The following is an 18,589-nucleotide window of genomic DNA, read 5'->3' as shown; positions in this document are numbered from 1 at the left end:
AAGCCGACCATGGAGGCAGAGAACAACATGCCCGGCACCTATATATAGATATATATAGTTCGGCATAGCGATACGGTCAGTTTCATGAGCAAAAAGGACGCCTACAGCCAGGCGGGCAGGACGGCAGTGCTGCAGAACATCCAGGGTACGTTGCAGTTCCTGCAGCGTTTTCCGCCGTTCAACCAGATGGAGCACAGCCACCTCGCCTACCTGGTCGAGCAATGCCAGCTGCGCTTCTACGCGTGCGGCGAAAGCATCGTCAAACCGGCTGACGGCCCGGTCGAGCACTTCTACATCGTCAAGCAGGGGCGTGTGGTCGGCGAACGCCAGCACCTGGTCAAACCCGGTGTCGAGACCACCTTCGAAATCACCAGCGGCGAATGCTTCCCGCTGGCCGCGCTGCTGGGCGAACGGGCGACCCGCACCGAGCACCTGGCCGGTGAGGACACCTTCTGTCTGCAACTGAACAAGGCTGCATTCATCCGCGTGTTCTCGATGTCGGAAGTGTTTCGGGATTTTGCACTGCGCGGGGTCAGCAGCCTGCTCGATCAGGTCAACCAGCAGGTGCGTCAACGTGCCGTTGAAACCCTTGGCACCCAGTACTCGCTCAACACCCCCCTGGGTGAACTGGCCATGCGCCACCCGGTGGTGTGCAGTGCCGACACGCCCCTGCGCGAAGCCGTGTGGTTGATGCACGAGCAACAGGTGGGCAGCATCGTGATCGTCGATGCGCAGCGCTACCCTACTGGCATCTTTACCCTGCGTGACCTGCGCCAGGTAGTGGCCGCTGCCGATGCCGAGCTTGGTGCACCCATCGAGCGCCACATGACGGCCAGGCCGTTCTATCTCAGCCCCACGGCCAGTGCCTTCGACGCGGCCATGGCCATGACCGAACGGCATATCGCCCACGTGTGCCTGGTTGAAAACCGGCGCCTGTGCGGGGTAGTTTCAGAGCGTGACCTGTTCTCCCTGCAACGGGTCGACCTGGTGCACCTTGCGCGCACCATTCGCCATGCACCGCGCCTGGAAACGCTGGTCTCGCTGCGCGGCGAAATCAGCCAGCTGGTCGAGCGCATGCTCGCCCACGGCGCGTCGTCCACGCAGATCACCCAGATCATCACCTTGCTCAACGACCACACCGTGTGCCGGGTGATCGAGCTGGCACTGGCCGAGCGCGGCGACCCTGGTGTGCCGTTCAGCTGGCTGTGCTTTGGCAGCGAAGGGCGACGCGAGCAGACCCTGCACACCGATCAGGACAACGGCATCCTCTTCGAGGCCGCCGACCGCGCCGAGGCCGACGCCATTCGCGCCCGCCTGTTGCCGCTGGCCCAATACATCAACCAAAGCCTGGCCCAGTGTGGCTTTACCCTGTGCAAAGGCGACATCATGGCCGGCAACCCAGAGCTGTGCCTGTCGCGCAGTGAGTGGGCGCGACGCTTTGCCGGTTTTGTCCGCGAGGCCAGCCCGGAGAACCTGCTGGGTTCAAGCATCTATTTCGACCTGCGCGTGGTGTGGGGCGACGAGCAAGGTTGCGAGCAACTGCGCCAGGGCCTGCTCGAGCAGGTGGCCGACAACCGCATCTTCCAGCGCATGCTGGCCGAGAACGCCTTGCGCCAACGCCCGCCCGTGGGCCGCCTGCGCGATTTCGTCCTGACCCGCCAGGGCAACGACAAAGCCGCCACCCTGGACCTCAAGGTCCAAGGCCTGACGCCCTTCGTCGATGGTGCCCGGCTGCTGGCCCTGGTCAATGGCGTCGGTGCGTGCAATACGCTGGAACGCTTGCGCCAACTGGTGGCCAAGGGCGTCATCGAGCCACTGGACGGCGCCGCCTATGAAGAGGCCTACCACTTCATCCAGCAAACCCGCATGCAGCAGCACCAGCGCCAGGCCCGCGCCAACCTGCCGTACTCCAACCGGCTCGACCCGGACAGCCTCAACCTGCTGGACCGACGCATCCTGCGCGAGTCCCTGCGCCAGGCGCAGCGCCTGCAAAGCAGCCTGGCCCTGCGGTATCAGCTATGAGCCTGTTCGCCTGGCTGCGCCCGAGTGCGCCCGAACTGGCCCCCGCCATGCGCCAGCGCCTGGCCCGGTTGTCCAAACCCGCGCCGCTGGGGGTGTGCACCTTGCGCGAGCAGCGCTGGGTGGTGCTGGACCTGGAAACCAGCGGGCTCAACTTCAACCGCGACCAGGTGCTGTCGATCGGGGCCGTGGCCATCGAGGACGGTGCGATCGATTTTGCCCAGCAATTCGAACGCACCCTGCATCGGCCATTGCAGAAAACCAACGCCAGCGTGCTGATCCATGGCCTGGGGCCGAGCGCCCTGGCTGCCGGTTGCGACCCGGCCGAGGCGTTGCTGGACCTGCTCGATTTTATTGGCGACAGCCCGGTGCTGGCATTTCACGCGCCGTTCGACCAGCGCATGCTGGGCCGGGCGCTGAAGGACAGCCTGGGTTATCGCCTGCAATCGCCGTTTCTGGATGTTGCCGAGCTGGCGCCGATGCTCAACCCCGACACAGTACTGCGCGAGGCTGGGCTGGATGACTGGGTGGCGCGGTTTGGGCTGCAGGTGGATGAGCGCCATCATGCCAGCGCCGATGCGCAGGTGACTGCGGAGCTGGCGCTGATTCTGTTCAGCCAGGCGCGGCGGCAACAACTGGACAGCCCGTTGCAGCTGGAGCAGCGGTTGCGCGGGTGGCGGCGGCGCAAAGTGCACAATCACGGGCTGTAGATTTGCATTGGCCTTGCAGGCCTCTTCGCGGGTGAACCCGCTCCCACAGGTTCGGCGCAACATTCAAGGCATGCGCTGTACTTGTGGGAGCGGGTTTACCCGCGAAGAGGCCTGCCCAGGCAACACATCTCCAATGCTGGCAATCCGATAAGCGTCCATTGCACCCACCCCCTCCCCTCTGCAACAATCGCGAATAATTATCGTTAGTTAATACATACGTTCCAGGGGGACGCTGCTTGTCTTCTGCACACAGCCCACACGCCGATCTGGTCGGTGCACTGTACCGCGACCACCGCGGCTGGCTGCTGGCCTGGCTGCAACGCAGCATGGCCTGCCGCCAACGTGCCGAAGACCTGAGCCAGGACACGTTCGTGCGCCTGCTCGGCAGAGAGCAGCTGGACACGCCTCGCGAGCCCCGCGCCTTTCTCGCCGCCGTGGCCAAGGGGCTGATGTTCGACCACTTCCGCCGCGCCGCGCTGGAACAGGCCTACCTGGCCGAGCTGGCACTGATACCGCAAGCCGAACAGCCCTCCCCTGAAGTGCAACACCTGATCCTCGAAGACCTCAAGGCCATCGACCGCCTGCTCGGCAAGCTTTCCAGCAAAGCCCGCGCAGCGTTCCTGCACAACCGCCTGGACGGCCTGGGCCATGCCGAAATCGCCGAGCGCCTGGGCGTTTCGGTTTCGCGGGTGCGCCAGTACATCGCCCAGGGCATGCGCCAGTGCTATGTGGCCCTGTATGGGCAGCCGACGTGAGCAACGCGCCGGTTTCATCACGGGTGCTGGAAGCCGCCATCGCCTGGAAACTCAGCCTGGACGACGCCAGCGGCACGCCCGACGAACGCGGTGAGTTCATGCGTTGGCATGCGGCCAGCGAAGAGCACGCCCGCGCCTGGCGCCAGCTCGGTGCCATGGACCAGCGCGTCAGTGTAGCGGCCGGCCCGGCCCGCCAGGCCCTGCTGCAGTCTCGCGTCGGCCTGCGCCGGCGGGTTGCCAAGGCCGGCGGCGGCCTGGCCGGCATGTTGCTGCTCGGCTCGCTGCTGGCCTGGGTTGGCGCACCGGCGCTGGCACCCAGTTACTGGCTGGCCGATCAGCGCACCGCCACCGGCGAGCTGCGCACCCTGCGCCTGGAAGACGGCACGCTGCTGAGCCTTAATACCCACACCGCCGTGGACATCGACTTCCAGGGCGAGCAACGGGTGATCGTGCTGCATCAGGGCGAGATTTCGGTCGAAACCGGCCATCACGACCCTCGCCCGCTGCTGGTACGCACCGACGATGGTCGGCTGCGGCCACTGGGCACGCGCTTCCTGGTGCGCCGCGAAGCCAGCGGCACACGCCTGGAAGTGCTGCAGGCGTCCGTCGCTGCCAAGCCCCTGAACAGTGGTGACGAACAGGTGTTGCGCGAAGGCCAGCAGGTACTGATGGACGCCAACGGCCTGGGCCTGGTCGGCCAAGTGCCAGCCGGTGCCGATGCCTGGACCCGCGGCATGCTCGTGGTGGACAACGTGCGACTGGGCGACCTGCTGGCCACATTGGGCAAGTACCGCAGCGGCTACCTCGGGGTAGATGCCAAGGTGGCCGACCTGCGCGTCACCGGCAGCTTCCCACTGACCGACACCGATTTGGCACTGGCATCACTGGTGCCGGCATTGCCGGTGAAGATCGAGCGGCATACCCAGTGGTGGGTGACCGTCACTTCCAAGTAAACCTGTACTGGCCTGTTCGCGGCGGTTCGACGCTTCGATAAACCCGCTCCACGTCAATCTCACCGCATTTGAAATCGAGATGTCCCTGTGGGCACGTGTTCACCCGCGAAAGGGTCGGCACATGCGCTAATCAACTTTAAATAATTCTCAACATTTTTCAGATTCGCCCTGTCACTTTTCAATTCTCGCTCGGCAAGGAAGCAGCAAGCACTTACCCGTCGAGGAACCGCCGCATGTCCCGTGCCGTTGATCGTATCCTGCGCCCCAGCCTGATGGCCCTGGCCATCGGCCTTGGCGCCCCGTTGGCCAGCCCTGCCCTGTTCGCCGCCGAACAATCCGCACCGCGCGCCTACGATTTGCCCAGCGCTCCTTTGGCCACCACGCTCAACCAGATCGCCAGCCAGGCCGGTATCGCCCTGGCCATCGACCCAGCCCTGGTCAACGGCCGCACTTCGGCCCCGGTAAGCGGCCGGTACGACGGCCTCGGCGCCCTGCAAGCCGCCTTGGGCGGCACCGGCCTGCAGCTGCAGCAGAGCAGCGTCGGCAGCTACAGTCTGGTGGCGGTTCCGGATGGCAGCCTGGCATTGCCGGAAATCACGGTGAATGCGTCCAGCGCCAGCGAAAGCGCCTGGGGCCCGGTCGAAGGCTATCTGGCCAATCGCACTGCCGCCGGCACCAAGACAGACACCGCGCTGGTCGAAGCACCGCGCTCAATCTCGGTTGCCACTCGCGAGCAGATGAAAGACCGCGGCGTGCACAGCCTGGATGACGCCGTGCGCTATATGCCAGGGATCGTGTCCGCCAGCTTTGGCAGCGACACGCGCTATGACTGGATGCGTGTGCGCGGCTTCGAGCCCACCCAGTTTCTCGATGGCCTGCCGCTGCCACGCGGCGTGTACGCCAACCCGAAAGCCGAAACCTGGAACCTCGACCGCCTGGCGCTGCTGCGTGGCCCAGCGTCCTCGGTCTATGGCCAGACCCCGCCCGGCGGCCTGCTGGACATGGTAAGCCGCCGTCCGCAGGCAGAAAGCGAGCACGAAATCGAACTGCAGTACGGCAGTGACAATCACCGTCAGATCAACTTTGCCAGCACCGGCAAGATCGACGACGAGGGCCGCTTTCTGTATGGCGTCAGCGGTGTGATCCGTGACAGCGGCTCGCAGATCGATCACATCGACAACAAGCGCTACAACATCGCCCCAAGCCTGACCTGGAACATTGACGAAGATACTTCGCTGACGCTGCTCACCCAGTTCACCCGCGACGATACCGGTGCCACCAGCCAGTTCCGCCCCATCCAGGGCACCAAGATCGACATGCCGTTCGGCAAGATCTCCCACCACAAGAACCTGGGTGACCCGGACTACGAGTTCTACGATCGTACCTACTACGCGCTTGGCTATGCCTTCGAGCACCGCATCAACGACGTCTGGCAGTTCCGTCAGAACCTGCGCTACACCAAGTCGGACCTGGCGTTCCAGACCATCACCCCCGGCAGCTATTACCAGCCCGGTGGCCCGGTACAGGACGACGGCACTGTCAGCCGAATGTCCACCAATACCGATGAAGACATCAGCCAGTTCGCGGTGGACAACAACTTCCAGGCCGACTTCGCCACCGGCGACGTTACCCACACCCTGCTGATCGGCCTGGACCATCAGCGCATCAACACCAACTACCTGTCGATCTTCGGTTTCAACGTGCCGGACAGCAACGTCAACAACCCGGTATACGGGTTGCCAATCACCCGCCCGGACCGCTCGAAAGCGTTTTATGACTACAACCAGAAAACCCGTCAGACCGGGCTGTATGTGCAGGACCAGATGGCGCTTGGCAACTGGCGCCTGACCTTGGGTGGGCGGGAGGACTGGGTGCACACCGGCACCAAGTTCTTCAACCAGGGCGATGCCACCAATACCCAGCGGGACAAGAAGTTCAGCGGCAACGCGGCCATCAGCTATGTGTTCGATTCGGGCTTGGTACCGTACCTTTCGTATGCCGAGTCATTCCAGCCGACCGGCAATGCCAATGCGTCGGCCACGCAGTCTTTCAAACCCACCGAAGGCAAGCAGTGGGAGCTGGGGGTGAAATACCAGCCGCCGGGTTCCAACACCCTGCTGTCGGCAGCCGTGTATGACCTGACCCAGAAAAACGTCTCGGTGACCGACACCGTCGGTGGCGTGACCATCACCAGCCAGACTGGCGAAGTGAAAGTCCGGGGGTTGGAGCTTGAAGCGGTTTCCGACGTTACCGAGAACCTGAAGGTGATTGCCGCCTACACGCTGGCCAAGTCCGAAGTGCAGAACGGCGACTTCAAAGGCAACCGCCTGCAGCTGATGCCGAACCAGCAGGCCTCGCTGTGGGGTGACTACACCTGGCACTCGGGCGTACTGGACGGCTTCGGCATCGGCCTGGGTGCGCGCTATACCGGGAACACCTACGGCGACCAGGCCAACACCTACCTGGGCAAGGCCAATGCCTACACCGTGTTCGATGCCTCGGTGCACTACGACCTCGGCCGCCTGAACAGCAGCCTCAAAGGCGCGTCGGTCGCGGTCAACGCCACCAACCTGCTGAACAAGGACTACATCTCTACCTGTGACTCGTACTACTGCTACTACGGCGACGAGCGAAGCGTTGTTGCTAGCGCCACCTACAAGTTCTGAGTGAGCGGGGCCGCTTTGCGGCCCAATCACCGGCAAGCCAGCTCTTGCAGGTACAGCGCAAGCCTCTGGCCATGTGCCCCCCTGTGGGAGCTGGCTTGCCGGCGATTGGGCTGCGCAGCAGCCCCTCGATCCAACAGAAAAAATCGGTACCGTGATGAAAAGCCCAACCATCCGCCGCTGGTCCGCGATCCACACCTGGAGCAGCCTGGTCTGCACTCTGTTCCTGCTGTTGCTGGCACTCACCGGCCTGCCGCTGATCTTCCACCACGAACTCGAACAGCTGCTCGGCGACGCGCCTGAACTGCGCCAGATGCCGGCAGACACCCCGCACCTCGATCTTCAGCAGCTGGTGCTCAAAGCCGAGCAGCATCGCCCCGGCGAGGTCATGCAGTACTTCGGTTACGACGAAGACGAACCCAACGGCGTGGTCGCCATCACTGCCGCTACCGCCGGCACCGACCCCAACCTGTCCCACACCTTCATGCTCGACGCCCGCACTGGCGAAGCTGTAGCGATGCCAGCGGCCAACGGCGGCTTCATGATGCTCATGCTGCGCCTGCACGTAGACATGTTTGCCGGTCTGCCCGGCAAGCTGCTGCTGGCCTTCATGGGCGTGCTGTTCATCGTAGCGATCGTCTCCGGCACGGTGCTCTATGCGCCGTTCATGCGTCGCCTGGAGTTCGGCACGGTACGCCACGACAAATCCCGGCGCCTGCGCTGGCTCGACCTGCACAACCTGATTGGCGTGGTGACCCTGGCCTGGGCGTTGACGGTAGGCGTAACCGGCGTGATCAGTGCGCTGTCTGACCTGGTCATCGCCGCCTGGCGCAATGACAGCCTGGCCGCCATGGTTGCGCCTTATCGTGACGCCCCACCGCTCACCCAACGCGCCCCTGCAACCCGCCTGCTGGACATTGCCGCACAGGCCGCCCCCGGCATGCGCCCGGACTTCATAGCCTTCCCCGGGACGCGCTTTTCCAGCGAGCACCACTACGCGGTGTTCATGAACGGCGCCACGCACCTCAGTTCGCACCTGTACACACCGGTGCTGATCGATGCCCGCACGCTGGCGGTCACGGCGGTCGGCGAGCGCCCCTGGTACATGGACGCCATGGGCCTGTCGCAACCGCTGCACTTCGGCGATTACGGCGGGCGGCCGATGCAGATCCTCTGGGCCGTGCTCGACGTGCTGACCATTGTCGTACTGTGGAGCGGCCTGTACCTGTGGTGGAGCAAACAGCGCAGACCCAAAGGAGCGCGGGCATGAGCCACAAATCGCAATCGACCTGGCAGGTTTTCGCCTGGCCGGCACTGCTCGCGCTGTTGGCCGCGCTCGGCCTGTTCGCGGCGCTGCTCGGTGACGGCTGGTGGGACACGCTGTCATGGCTCGGCCTGGGCATTCCGGTCTGGCTCAGTGTGCGGGGCATGAAACGTCGCTGAGGTAGCTGGGTAACACATCGCCCCGGCCGCCAGCCTGCAGCATGGTCCGCTTTCAGAGCAGGACACGGACCATGACCACACCACAACGCTTTCGAGTGCTGGATGAGCGCCTGACAGCGCTACTGCCAGTAGCAGGCAGCGTAGAAAATAGCCTGGACCAGTGCCTGGGGCAGCTGTTCCCGGGCCTGGGCATTACCGCGCGCACGCTCTACTTCGACACCGACAACCTGTTGACGCTGACAGGTTTTCACCTGTTCGATGGTGGCACCTTCAAGCTCCCCGCAGGAAGCCGGCCAAGCCACGCCGAGCATCAGGCCCTGAGCCTGCCCGTTGGTTTCAGTTCACGCATCGACCGCTTCTGCCGCACCATTCGCCAGGAACTACACGCCCGACTGGCCGCAGATTGGCAAGCGCGCGACGCCACAGGCCTGACCCGTATCGTGCGACTCGCCTCGCTGCGCAGTGACCAGTTCGAAGCCGAAATGCGCTTGCGCAGCACTGACCAGACGCTTTCCAGCGAACATATCCAGTTGCTCAGAACCTGCCTGGAACTACCGCTGCCCTGGCAGCGCAGGCATTTGCCGCTGCATTCACGCCCACAGCTGTATCGCCCCTTGCTGACTGCCACCGAACCCAACTGGCGCAACCACATACCCGGGCTCATGGTACTCACTGAGCACGGCGCAGAAGGCCAGCTGCTGGACCAGCATGGCAAAGTCGGCCGTACCCTTCTCTGTAGTGTGGCGCACGGTGTGGAGGCCTTTGACAGCCTTGCCGAACTGCATCAAGAGCTTTGTGAACGCCTGGAGGACCCGCAGCAAAGCGAACATCTGCTGGCATTGCTGGCTACCCCCGAGCAAAAGCAACGCGCTCGTCAGGCCGAGCAGCTGCGCTATGACTGGTACCCCGAGGAGTTGGTGCAGTTTCAGGCATTTGCCATCCGCGACGCGCAGCTGGCACGCCTGACCCATGCCTGGCATCACAGTTGGAAACAAGGCCTGCAACGCAACGTCGAGCAACTCGACAGGGCATTGGCTGACGCACTGGACATACGCCCCCAGGTCGGCAGCGTCGGGCCGCTCGCCACACGCTACGGGCTACTGCTTGAAAAGCACCTGCCCAACTGGTTGCGTACCACCTCGCAACAAGGCGTGACGCATATCATGCAGGCGCTGCAGCAACAGGTGGCAGCGATCCAGGGAGCGGCGGCACCCGGGATTCTCACGCTGGGGCAGTTCAACCAGCAACACTCGCTGCTGAACTGGGTAAACGAGAGGCTGCAGGAATACCTTCAACGTGACCCAGGGCTGGATATCCACCCCCGCGACATCTTTGTCAGCGTAACGGTTGCGCGCCAGACAGGCCCCTTGATCAATCCGCTCCCCACTGCGGGCGCCACGGGTTACATCCCGGTAGCCAGCAGGCCTATCGTGGGCGACACCATCAAATTTGTTCGGCACACCTACAGGCTCGACGAACTGGCGCTGCTGAACATCGCCTGGTTCGAAGTCGACTACTGGCTCACGGCAAAGGTGCACCTGCACGATGGCGAAGCGTTGCCTGCCCTTACACCCTCCAGGGTCAGGCAGATGGTGCGGCGGCTGAATGCTGGAACCGGCTATCAGGCTTATCTACGTACCCAGTTGCTCGACTCACCCGAAGGCGAGTGGCGGCAGTGGGCGCACGGGGAACTGAACCGCACCCGCATGAACGCCGAGGCGGTCAAAGGGCGCTACGCCGGGCATTTTCTTTTGGATACTTTCGAGCAGGGCTACGGCTGGGCCAGCACAGTGATCAACGCACCCGACAGCCAGGCGCGCCCTTATTTCAACAACGAGCAGCGCGTGGACGTACAGCAGTTGCTCATCCAGGAGCAGACGTTGCAAGGCGTGCTGTTGCTGGTATCGCCCCTGAACTCCAAGCGCATCGTGGTGTATGCCCCGGACGCTCCCGACCGCCGCTACTGGCGTGAATATGCCAACGCACGCGGGCTGATGCGAGCGATACGCAACGATCAGCGCCTGCGCAATTACGTCGCCCAGCGCCTTCCCCGTGCCAACCGCGATAACATCGAGAAGCTCCTGGTCAAGGGGCGCCTCGGTTCACACGTACGACAGCAGACCATCACCGGTAACCTCTATCATGCAGCCTACCGCGCAGAGGTCCATAACCTGATGGCGCAAGCTGACGCTGCCACCCGCAGCAACGAGGAATTGCTCGGCACATTTTCGATCAACGTGCTGCGGTTGTTGCTCGACATCGTTACCCTGGTACTGCCACAACGCCAACTCATGGCGCTGGCCTTCGGGCGCATGGGTATCTCGATCTGGGATGGTTTCGAAGCGTTCAACGAGGATGACCACGAAGATGCGCTTCATCACGCCATTGCCGCCCTCAGTCATGCCACCGAAGGGCTGAACACGCTCGCGGGCTCCGGCATGATGCGCCGCGTGTTGCGCGGCATGCCCAGGCCACCTTCGGTACCGCTGCCGTCCCGCTACCAGGCCAGGCCAGCCGAGGCAAAGATACGCTATCTAATCGATGGGGCGCACGGCGAAGCGGTGTACGAGCAGGCTTCCGCCAGCTCGGGTTTGTCCCTTTACTACGTCAAGGACTTGCAGGGCCGCTACTTCAACGTCAGCTTCGATGGCAGCCGCTGGCGTGCGACCGACCCCAAGCAGCCGCTCGCCTACCTCAAGCTGCCGATCAAACGCCGCCTTGACCAGACCTGGGTCGTCGACTCGCCGTTGCTCTGGTACGACGGCCTGCCCGACCTGAATCAGTTGCTGGGGGCGTGTCAACCGGAAACGCGCCTCACCGGCTCAGCGATCGCTGCGGAGCCAGAAGTGTTCGAGACGCAGGGCGTGCCGTTTTTGCAACTGGGCAGTCAGCAGGTGAACGTGCGGCACCACCCCCTGGCCGGACATTACCAGCTCGCGATCCCCGAGCACATGCAAACCAACGTGCCGATCTGGGCGGTGCTGCGCCGGCAGGAAGGGCAATGGCGAATCCGCGTGCGTCAGCCAGGACGCAGCAGCGACTGGCTGACGCTGCCTGCGGATTATTCGGCCAGCTTGGGCAGCAGTCGGTCGAGCCGCTGATGCAGCCCGCTGCCGCTCGGCCAGTTGCGCAGCAGCCGTGCTCGATCACGGGCATAGGCCGGGGCGAAGCTGAGCTGGGTGGCGTGCTGGCACATGGCGTCGAGATCGATCAACGACCACCGACCGTTGTCCCAGAACAGGTTATGGCCCTTGAAGTCGCCATGACTGATGCGCTCGCGGATCAGTTGCTGCATCACCCGCACCAGGGCATCGACCTGCTCTTCGGGCGCGTCGCCGTTTTCCACATAGGGTGCGAAACACGCGGTCAGGTCCGGGCCATCGACGTACTCGGTAACCAGGTAGGCCCGACTGCGCAGGCCCACCACCCGTTGCTCCAGTACCGCCAGCGGGCGCGGGGTAGCGATGTCGAGAAACTCCAGGCGATGGCCTTCGATCCACGAGTGCCAGGCCCGGCTCGGGCGCCAGAAGCGTTTGAACCAGTGGGCGGTGCTCTTGATGTTGTAGCGTTTGAGCACCAGCTGACGGCCATCGACCTCGATGCGCGCAACACTGGCGGCACCACCGGTCTTGAACAGGTGGCCTTTGTCGATCAGCGCATCGGCCTGCTCCAGCACCGGCAGCATGGCGTCGACCTCGGTGCGACGGATCGCCCGCAGGCCCGACAGGCTGCGTTCAACACTGAACAGGCTGCACTCGCGGCCGGCCTTTTCCAGATAATCCTTCTGCCGCCAGCTGCGCACCTTGTCCACCTGCTTCTGCAAGGCTTCCAGCGGCAGGGCGTGTTCGGCGTTGGCCAGCAGGTAATGCACCAGCAACTCTTCGATGAAGGGTTCCAGGCGCTTGGGCAACTGGGCGAAGAACACGCCGAGGTTTTCCAGTACGCGCGGGCGTGACAACTGCTGGCCGGGCGTTTCGGCCTTGATGCCGGCGCCATCGATCAGGTACAGCTTGCCGCCATGACGCAGCAGGTTGTCCAGGTGCAGGTCTTCTTGCCACAGGCCCTGGGCGTGCATGTGCGCCACTGCAATCAGCGCTTCGCCCAGCACCAGGTGCTGTTCGTCGGCCAGCACCGGCAGGTGCTCTACGCCAGCCCAGGCATCAGCCAGGCTTTCGGCGCCGTCGAGGAACTCGAACAACAGCCAGCCGCCCTCGCCTTCCTTGAGGCCGTCGGCCAGCAGCTTCGGCGTGGTCAGGCCCTGCTCAGCCAGCAGCTTTACGCCTTGCAACTCACGCTGGAAGTGCCGGGCCGCATGGCTGCCCACCAGCAACTTGGCCAGCACCGGGGTGCCACGCCACACGCCAGCCCCCACATAGCGCTGGCCCGGCAACACACGCAGCAGGCTGAGCAGTTGCAACTCGGCGCTGCCGGCGGCATCGGCCAGGGTGATACTCAGGGGCAATGCAGGGCTGCGCCCGGCCCTTTTCAGTTCAGACAAACGCATCAGCGGGCCTCTTTTTCACGACGGCGTTGCGTCAGGCGTTGCAGCCAGGTGTCGACCAGCCGGCCATCGGCAGGCTGTGCCAGGTAGGTGGCCAGCAGGGTGCGGATATCGGCTTCGCCCCAGGCCCGGGCACGACGCAGCAGCGGCTCCAGGTCCTTCAGGCGGTCGCGCATGCCAAACAGCAGCGGCCGGGTTTTTTCCAGGTCGATCAGCTGCGCGTCCCAGCCTTCGCGGCGCTGGCGCAGGAAGATGTGCTTGGGGTAGAAGCAGCCATGCACCTGGCCGGCGCTGTGCAGCGTGCGCGCCAGCTGGCCACAGGCCTGGAGGATGCCGTTGCGCTCGGCCCCGCCCAGCTGTAGCCATTGGGCCAGCAGGCTGTCGAGGTCGGCCCATTCGTCCAGGGCGCGGGTCATCAGGATGGCCCGGTGCTTGCCGGCCTGCTTGCGTTCGCCATAGAACACCGCCTGCAAGGCGGGAATGTGCAGTTTCTGGTAGCGGCTGATATTGCGGAATTCGCGGGCGAAGGTGGGTTCGCCAAAGGGCCGGTGCAGGGTACGGGTCAGGTAGTCGCTCTGGCGCTTGAGGTAGTAGCCCTTGCCTTCGAGTTCCAGCCTGTACACGCTGCTCCAGCCGCCGCGGCCGGTGTTGGGTTCGTCCACGGCATCCAGTTGCAGCGCCCACAGCGCCTCGAAGTCGTCCAGGCCATGGCGTTTGAGCAGCGCGACGTCCGCGCTGGCCAGGTAATCGGTCATTCCCTTCCCTCGAAAAAGCCCAATACCTGGCGAATGCGCTTCTTGTCACGCACATTCAAGCGGTCGCGGCCACGGTATTGCAGGTAGAAGCGCAGGCGCTGGGTAGCGGTGAGGTGGTATTTGGCCACTTTGTCCAGGCAGGCCAGGTCCTTGATCATCCGGTGCCGCCACATGAAGCCGCGCCAGAAGTCGCCGGTGGGGCAGTCGATGAAAAACAGCGTGCCCTGGTCATCGACCAGCAGGTTGCGCCATTTCAGGTCGTTGTGGGCGAAATGGTGCTGGTGCATGACCCGGGTGTGGCGCGCCAGCTGGCTGCTGACATGCGCGACCCAGGCACGGTCCGCCAGCCGTGCATCGTTGCGCTCTGCCAGCGCCGACAGGTCTTCGGTGCGTGGCAACTCGCGGGTGATCATCGCACCACGGCCGAAGGCCAGGCCATCGCGCTCCAGGCCCCAGGCGACTACTTCGGCGGTGGGAATGCCCCACTTGGCGAACTGCTTGAGGTTCTGCCATTCGGCCTTGATGCGTGGCCGGCCAAGGTAGCGGCGCAGGTGCTTTCCGGCCCCGGTGTAGCGTTTGACGTAGTAGTTGACGCCGTCACGCTCGATGCGCACCACCTCGCTGAGCGGGTCGCGGGTCAGGCGTTCGCCTTGCAGGGCAAATACCGCTTCGAGGCTGCCGAAGTCCGCCGCCAGGTGTTGGTAACCCGGCGCCAGTGTCCAGCCCGCCATCAGAGTGCATCCCCGTAGCGTTGCTTGCGGTCGTAGAGTTTCTGCGCCTTGCGCTCCAGCCAGGCGAGCAGCGCGGCTTCGTCCTTCAGCACCTGTCGCAGCGGGCGCTGGAAGTAAGCGCGCAGGAAGCGCAGCTTGTCGCGTCGGGTAAGACCGATGTCCAGCGCCGAGAAATACAGCGCGGCCAGGTCCTTGTCGCGCCAGCGGCGGCTGATGGTTGCCCGGGTCTGCGCGCGGTGCAGGTCGATGACCGACAATTTGAAATCGTCCGCCGTAACCGGGCGGTCGGTGTGCAGCAGGAAGTGACAGATGTAGCAGTCGCGGTGGTTGACCCCGGCGCGGTGCATGCCACCGGTCATCTTTGCCACTTCGCCGATCAGCGCACGCTTCAGGCGCGGCTCGGGCGGCTGCCGGACCCAGTCGAGGCTGAAGTCTTCCAGGCTGACGGTCGGCGCCAGTTCCTCGGTGATGATGAACGAGTGCTGGGTGGCCGGATTGCTGCCACGCTCGCCATAGGCGACGGCGGTCATGGTCGGCACACCAACCTCATGCAGGCGCTGAATGGCGCGCCACTCCTGGCCTGCGCCGAGCACCGGCAGCTTGGCGGTGAACAGGTTCTTGAAAACCTCGCCCCAGCCGATGCCGCGGTGAATCTTGACGAAAAAGCCCTCGCCCGCCACTTCGGTGCGCAGCGTGCGTCGCCCTTCCAGCTCGCGGTACACCTCGCCTTGCAGCCCTTCGACGGCGTCGAAGGCATCACGCCCGGCCCACAGGCGCTTGAACGGTTCGGCCAGTATCAGCTTCATGCGGTCTCCTGCCCCAGGATCACATCGGCGGCATGCTGCGGCATGCTGTACAGGTCTGCCGTGTCGGCGAAGGCCAGGCCATTGCGCGCCCAGTCGGCGCGGGCCTGCGGGTCTTCGAGCATGCGCTGCAGGTAACTATTGAGCTGTTCCTGCTCGAACGGTTCGTCCAGCACCAGGCCGCAGTCGGCCTCGGCGATGTAATGGGCATAGCCGCACACCCTGGACACCAGCACCGGCAGGCCAGCCACCAGCGCTTCGAGCAGCACCGTGCCGGTGTTTTCGTTGTACGCCGGGTGAATCAACAGGTCGGCGCCCAACAGGAAACGCGGGATATCGCTGCGACCCTTGAGGAACTGCACCTGGTCGCCCAGGCCCAGTGTGGCGCTCTGCAGCTGGAATACCTTGGGGTCGTCCTGGCCGATCACCATCAACTTCGTGCGCTTGCGCAGGGCCGACGGCAGTGCCGCCAGGGCCTTGAGGCTGCGGTCCACACCCTTGGTCTTGAAGCCCGAGCCAATCTGCACCAGCAGCAGGTCGTCGTCATCCAGGTTGAATTCCTTGCGGAACCCGGCGCGGATCTCGGCGGCATTGGCCGGTGCGCGGCGGTCCTGGGAAATGCCTGGCGGCAGCAGGTGGAAGCGCTCCACCGGGGTGCCGTAGTGCTTGATGAACAGCGGCTGCTGCACTTCGGAAATCATCAGCACTTCGGTATGCGCGTCCTTGGCGAACACGGCACGCTCATACTCGGCAAAGTGCCGGTAACGGCCCCAGCGACGGTACAGGCCACCACGCAAGGTTTGCGCCTTGTCCTCGAAGCAGCCGTCGGCGGCGTAGTACACGTCCAGCCCGGGCATCTTGTTGAAACCGATCAGCCGGTCGACCGGGCGCTTGGCCAGGTCGGCGGCCATCCAGGCGCTGAGCTTCTCGTTGCGGCGGTGGTTGAAAATCGCCTTCACCGGCGCCACCAGCACTTCGAAGCCCGGCGGAATGTCGCCCTCCCAGATCAACGTGTAGACACGGATCTGGTGGCCCCGCTTCTGGCATTCCAGGGCAATGCGCATGAAATCACGCTGCAGCCCGCCGAAGGGGAAATATTTGTAAAGCACGAAAGCCAGTTGCATCAACGGACATCCTCAGCCAGCAGCAACGCGCTCAAGCGGCTCGCCACATGCTCGGGATTCAGGCGAGTGAAGCACAGTGGCCACTCGCGATTCAGATCGAACCGGCGCAGGTCATCGGCGCTCGGTTTGTAGGTGCACTTCTTCTGCAGGCAGGGAGCGCAAGGCCAGTCACTGGCCTGGTGAATCTGGGTCCGTCCGTAGGCGCCAGTCAGGCCCGGGTTGGTCGGGCCGAACAGCGAAATGGTGGGTACATCGAGTGCCGCCGCCAGGTGGCCAAGGCCGGTATCGACCGCCACGCAGGCCTTTGCCGCCGCCAGTACGCGAGCAACCCCGACAAGGTTCAATTTGGGGAGTACCTGGCAGTTGTTCAAGCCCTGGGCGATGCGCTCGGCGCGGGCCTTTTCGGCCGGGTTGCCCCAGGGCAGGCGCACTTCCAGCTTGCGCCGGCCCATGCGCTCGGCCAGTTCGCGCCAGTAGGCTTCGGGCCAGTGCTTGGTCACCCAGGTGGTGCCATGCAGGAACACCACGTACGGGGCGGCCGGCGGCAGTTGCAGGCGCTGCAGGTCGAGGCCGTAGTCGCCGAGGCCTTCCGGCAGGTCGTAGGCCAGGGCCATCGCGAACAGCTGGCGCACCCGCTCCACGGCGTGCTGCCCCGTGGCAACCGACAGGCGCCGGTCATAGAAGCGGCTGGCCCAGCCTTCGCGGGCCGAGTAGCGGTCCAGCCCGGCTACCGGGGCTTTCACCAGGCGGGTCAGCCAGGCCGACTTGACCAGGCCCTGGGCATCGATCACCAGGTCATATTTGCGCTCGCGCACACGCTGCTTGAACGCCTTCCACTCGCCACTCTTGATGGTTTGCCAGAGGTTTTTGCGCCAACGGCGTATCGCCACCGGGATCACCTGGTCGACCGCGGGGTGCCAGCTGGGGATTTCGGCAAAGCCTTCTTCCACCACCCAATCGAAACGGATGCCCGGGATGGCGTGGGCGGCATCGGTAAGGGCCGGCAGGGTGTGGATCACATCACCCAGCGACGAGGTCTTGATGATCAGTACCCGCACTTAGTCGACCTCGGCCACGGTATCGATCAAATCCGGGCCGCTCAGGCTGTGCAGGGCGGCAATGACTTTGCCCGGCTCAAGCAGGCGCAGGCAGTTGTAGTGGCCGAAGCGGCAGGTACGGTCGAAGCACGGGCTGCACTCGATACCGGTGCGCACCACCTCCACCTGCTCGGCCAGCGGCGGTGTGAAACCTGGCGAAGTCGAGCCGTACACCGCCACCAGCGGGCGGTTCAGCGCAGCCGCCACGTGCATCAGGCCGGAGTCGTTGGACACCACGGCATGCGCGCAGGACATCAGGTCGATGGCCTCGGCCAGCGAGGTTTCGCCGGCCAGGTTGGATGATTCTTCACGGAAACCCGGGATCAGCCGGTCGCGGATCTGCTCACCCACCGGGTGGTCGTTCTTCGAACCGAACAGCCACACCTGCCAGCCCTGGCGGATCATTGCATCGGCTACAGCGGCATAGTGCTCGGCCGGCCAGCGCTTGGCCTCGCCGAATTCGGCACCTGGGCACAGCGCCAGCACGGGGCGGTCCAGCTCCAGGCCAAACTTGGCCAGGGCGGCCTCACGGCTCTGCGCTTCGATCTGCAGGCTGGGGCGCGGGTACGGCTGCGGCAACTCGGCGCCGGGCGCATAGGCCAGGGCCATGAAGCGCTCGATCATCAGCGGGTAGCGGGCCTTGTCCAGCTTGCGCACGTCATTGAGCAGGCCGAAGCGCATTTCGCCGCGCCAGCCGGTGCGTTTGGGGATGCCGGCAAAGAACGGCACCAGCGCCGACTTCAGCGAGTTGGGCAGCAAGATGGCCTGGTCGTAATGGCCGGCCAGTGACTTGCCGATGCGCCGCCGCGTGGCCAGCTCCAGCGCGCCGTGGCCGAGCGGGAAGCTCAAGGCCTGGCGCACCTCGGGCATGCGTTCGAGGATCGGCCGGCTCCACTCGGGGGCCAGCACATCGATCACGCAGTCGGGGTGCTGCTGTTTCAGGCACTGGAACAGGGTCTGCGCCATCACCATGTCGCCGACCCAGCTGGGGCCAATGATCAGTATTCTCATGCTTAGTCCAGAAACGCTCGGGGA

Annotated in this window: 15 protein-coding genes; 8 read left to right on the top strand and 7 right to left on the bottom strand. The window is 64.4% G+C overall.

Annotated features, from left to right (window positions below):
- Positions 1 to 84: 84 nt before the first annotated feature.
- The 8 genes from AC5O5R_RS01740 (at position 85) to AC5O5R_RS01705 (ending at position 11,644) form a co-directional block, all read left to right on the top strand.
- Positions 85 to 2,022 (top strand): DUF294 nucleotidyltransferase-like domain-containing protein, encoded by a 1,938-nt coding sequence (locus tag AC5O5R_RS01740; RefSeq protein WP_172223039.1) that lies wholly within the window; start codon positions 85 to 87, stop codon positions 2,020 to 2,022.
- Entirely contained in the window at positions 2,019 to 2,729 is a 711-nt protein-coding gene (locus AC5O5R_RS01735) for a 3'-5' exonuclease (protein ID WP_172223043.1), read from the top strand. The genes AC5O5R_RS01740 and AC5O5R_RS01735 overlap by 4 nt, the downstream gene beginning before the upstream one ends.
- 236 nt (positions 2,730 to 2,965) lie before the next feature.
- Positions 2,966 to 3,484, top strand: coding sequence for an RNA polymerase sigma factor (locus AC5O5R_RS01730; RefSeq protein ID WP_172223046.1), 519 nt, complete (start codon positions 2,966 to 2,968; stop codon positions 3,482 to 3,484).
- Positions 3,481 to 4,437, top strand: coding sequence for a FecR domain-containing protein (locus AC5O5R_RS01725; protein WP_172223049.1), 957 nt, complete (start codon positions 3,481 to 3,483; stop codon positions 4,435 to 4,437). Before AC5O5R_RS01730 ends, AC5O5R_RS01725 begins: the two co-directional genes overlap by 4 nt.
- A gap of 233 nt (positions 4,438 to 4,670) precedes the next feature.
- On the top strand, positions 4,671 to 7,103 hold the full coding sequence (locus AC5O5R_RS01720) for a TonB-dependent siderophore receptor (protein ID WP_172223052.1): 2,433 nt from the start codon (positions 4,671 to 4,673) through the stop codon (positions 7,101 to 7,103).
- Between the two features lie 154 nt (positions 7,104 to 7,257).
- Entirely contained in the window at positions 7,258 to 8,370 is a 1,113-nt protein-coding gene (locus AC5O5R_RS01715) for a PepSY-associated TM helix domain-containing protein (protein WP_172223055.1), read from the top strand.
- Positions 8,367 to 8,543: a hypothetical protein gene (locus AC5O5R_RS01710; RefSeq protein ID WP_172223058.1), complete on the top strand. Its 177-nt coding sequence runs from the start codon at positions 8,367 to 8,369 to the stop codon at positions 8,541 to 8,543. The genes AC5O5R_RS01715 and AC5O5R_RS01710 overlap by 4 nt, the downstream gene beginning before the upstream one ends.
- A 71-nt stretch (positions 8,544 to 8,614) precedes the next feature.
- Positions 8,615 to 11,644, top strand: coding sequence for a dermonecrotic toxin domain-containing protein (locus AC5O5R_RS01705; protein ID WP_494514930.1), 3,030 nt, complete (start codon positions 8,615 to 8,617; stop codon positions 11,642 to 11,644).
- On the opposite strand, the gene AC5O5R_RS01700 is transcribed toward AC5O5R_RS01705, so the two are convergent.
- From AC5O5R_RS01700 to waaF, 7 genes are read right to left on the bottom strand one after another with little or no spacing between them, the layout of a single operon-like run.
- A complete protein-coding gene (locus tag AC5O5R_RS01700; RefSeq protein WP_172231213.1) occupies positions 11,605 to 13,047 on the bottom strand; it encodes a lipopolysaccharide kinase InaA family protein in 1,443 nt (480 codons plus the stop codon). The genes AC5O5R_RS01705 and AC5O5R_RS01700 overlap by 40 nt on opposite strands.
- Positions 13,047 to 13,799, bottom strand: a complete 753-nt coding sequence (locus AC5O5R_RS01695) for a lipopolysaccharide kinase InaA family protein (RefSeq protein ID WP_172231216.1) — start codon at positions 13,797 to 13,799, stop codon at positions 13,047 to 13,049. Before AC5O5R_RS01695 ends, AC5O5R_RS01700 begins: the two co-directional genes overlap by 1 nt.
- Entirely contained in the window at positions 13,796 to 14,530 is a 735-nt protein-coding gene (locus AC5O5R_RS01690) for a lipopolysaccharide kinase InaA family protein (protein WP_172231219.1), read from the bottom strand. Before AC5O5R_RS01690 ends, AC5O5R_RS01695 begins: the two co-directional genes overlap by 4 nt.
- Positions 14,530 to 15,336: a lipopolysaccharide core heptose(I) kinase RfaP gene (rfaP, locus tag AC5O5R_RS01685; protein WP_172231222.1), complete on the bottom strand. Its 807-nt coding sequence runs from the start codon at positions 15,334 to 15,336 to the stop codon at positions 14,530 to 14,532. Before rfaP ends, AC5O5R_RS01690 begins: the two co-directional genes overlap by 1 nt.
- Positions 15,333 to 16,457, bottom strand: coding sequence for a glycosyltransferase family 4 protein (locus tag AC5O5R_RS01680; RefSeq protein WP_494511978.1), 1,125 nt, complete (start codon positions 16,455 to 16,457; stop codon positions 15,333 to 15,335). The genes rfaP and AC5O5R_RS01680 overlap by 4 nt, the downstream gene beginning before the upstream one ends.
- Positions 16,457 to 17,515, bottom strand: a complete 1,059-nt coding sequence (waaC, locus tag AC5O5R_RS01675; RefSeq protein ID WP_172227493.1) for a lipopolysaccharide heptosyltransferase I — start codon at positions 17,513 to 17,515, stop codon at positions 16,457 to 16,459. Before waaC ends, AC5O5R_RS01680 begins: the two co-directional genes overlap by 1 nt.
- A complete protein-coding gene (waaF, locus tag AC5O5R_RS01670; RefSeq protein WP_172227491.1) occupies positions 17,516 to 18,565 on the bottom strand; it encodes a lipopolysaccharide heptosyltransferase II in 1,050 nt (349 codons plus the stop codon). It lies immediately after the preceding gene.
- Positions 18,566 to 18,589: the final 24 nt, after the last annotated feature.

The organism is Pseudomonas sp. 8_5_2 (assembly GCF_059295255.1).
The sequence above is the reverse complement of the archived record's forward strand: the minus strand, read 5'-3'. Positions and strand labels throughout refer to the sequence as shown.

Bases quoted from the DNA above. Each gene is read 5' to 3' on its own strand.
- AC5O5R_RS01740 (WP_172223039.1), top strand. From the start codon at position 85: ATGAGCAAAAAGGACGCCTACAGCCAGGCGGGCAGGACGGCAGTGCTG.
- AC5O5R_RS01735 (WP_172223043.1), top strand. From the start codon at position 2,019: ATGAGCCTGTTCGCCTGGCTGCGCCCGAGTGCGCCCGAACTGGCCCCC.
- AC5O5R_RS01720 (WP_172223052.1), top strand. From the start codon at position 4,671: ATGTCCCGTGCCGTTGATCGTATCCTGCGCCCCAGCCTGATGGCCCTG.
- AC5O5R_RS01715 (WP_172223055.1), top strand. From the start codon at position 7,258: ATGAAAAGCCCAACCATCCGCCGCTGGTCCGCGATCCACACCTGGAGC.
- AC5O5R_RS01710 (WP_172223058.1), top strand. From the start codon at position 8,367: ATGAGCCACAAATCGCAATCGACCTGGCAGGTTTTCGCCTGGCCGGCA.
- AC5O5R_RS01705 (WP_494514930.1), top strand. From the start codon at position 8,615: ATGACCACACCACAACGCTTTCGAGTGCTGGATGAGCGCCTGACAGCG.
- AC5O5R_RS01700 (WP_172231213.1), bottom strand. From the start codon at position 13,047: ATGCGTTTGTCTGAACTGAAAAGGGCCGGGCGCAGCCCTGCATTGCCC.
- AC5O5R_RS01695 (WP_172231216.1), bottom strand. From the start codon at position 13,799: ATGACCGATTACCTGGCCAGCGCGGACGTCGCGCTGCTCAAACGCCAT.
- AC5O5R_RS01690 (WP_172231219.1), bottom strand. From the start codon at position 14,530: ATGGCGGGCTGGACACTGGCGCCGGGTTACCAACACCTGGCGGCGGAC.
- rfaP (WP_172231222.1), bottom strand. From the start codon at position 15,336: ATGAAGCTGATACTGGCCGAACCGTTCAAGCGCCTGTGGGCCGGGCGT.
- AC5O5R_RS01680 (WP_494511978.1), bottom strand. From the start codon at position 16,457: ATGCAACTGGCTTTCGTGCTTTACAAATATTTCCCCTTCGGCGGGCTG.
- waaF (WP_172227491.1), bottom strand. From the start codon at position 18,565: ATGAGAATACTGATCATTGGCCCCAGCTGGGTCGGCGACATGGTGATG.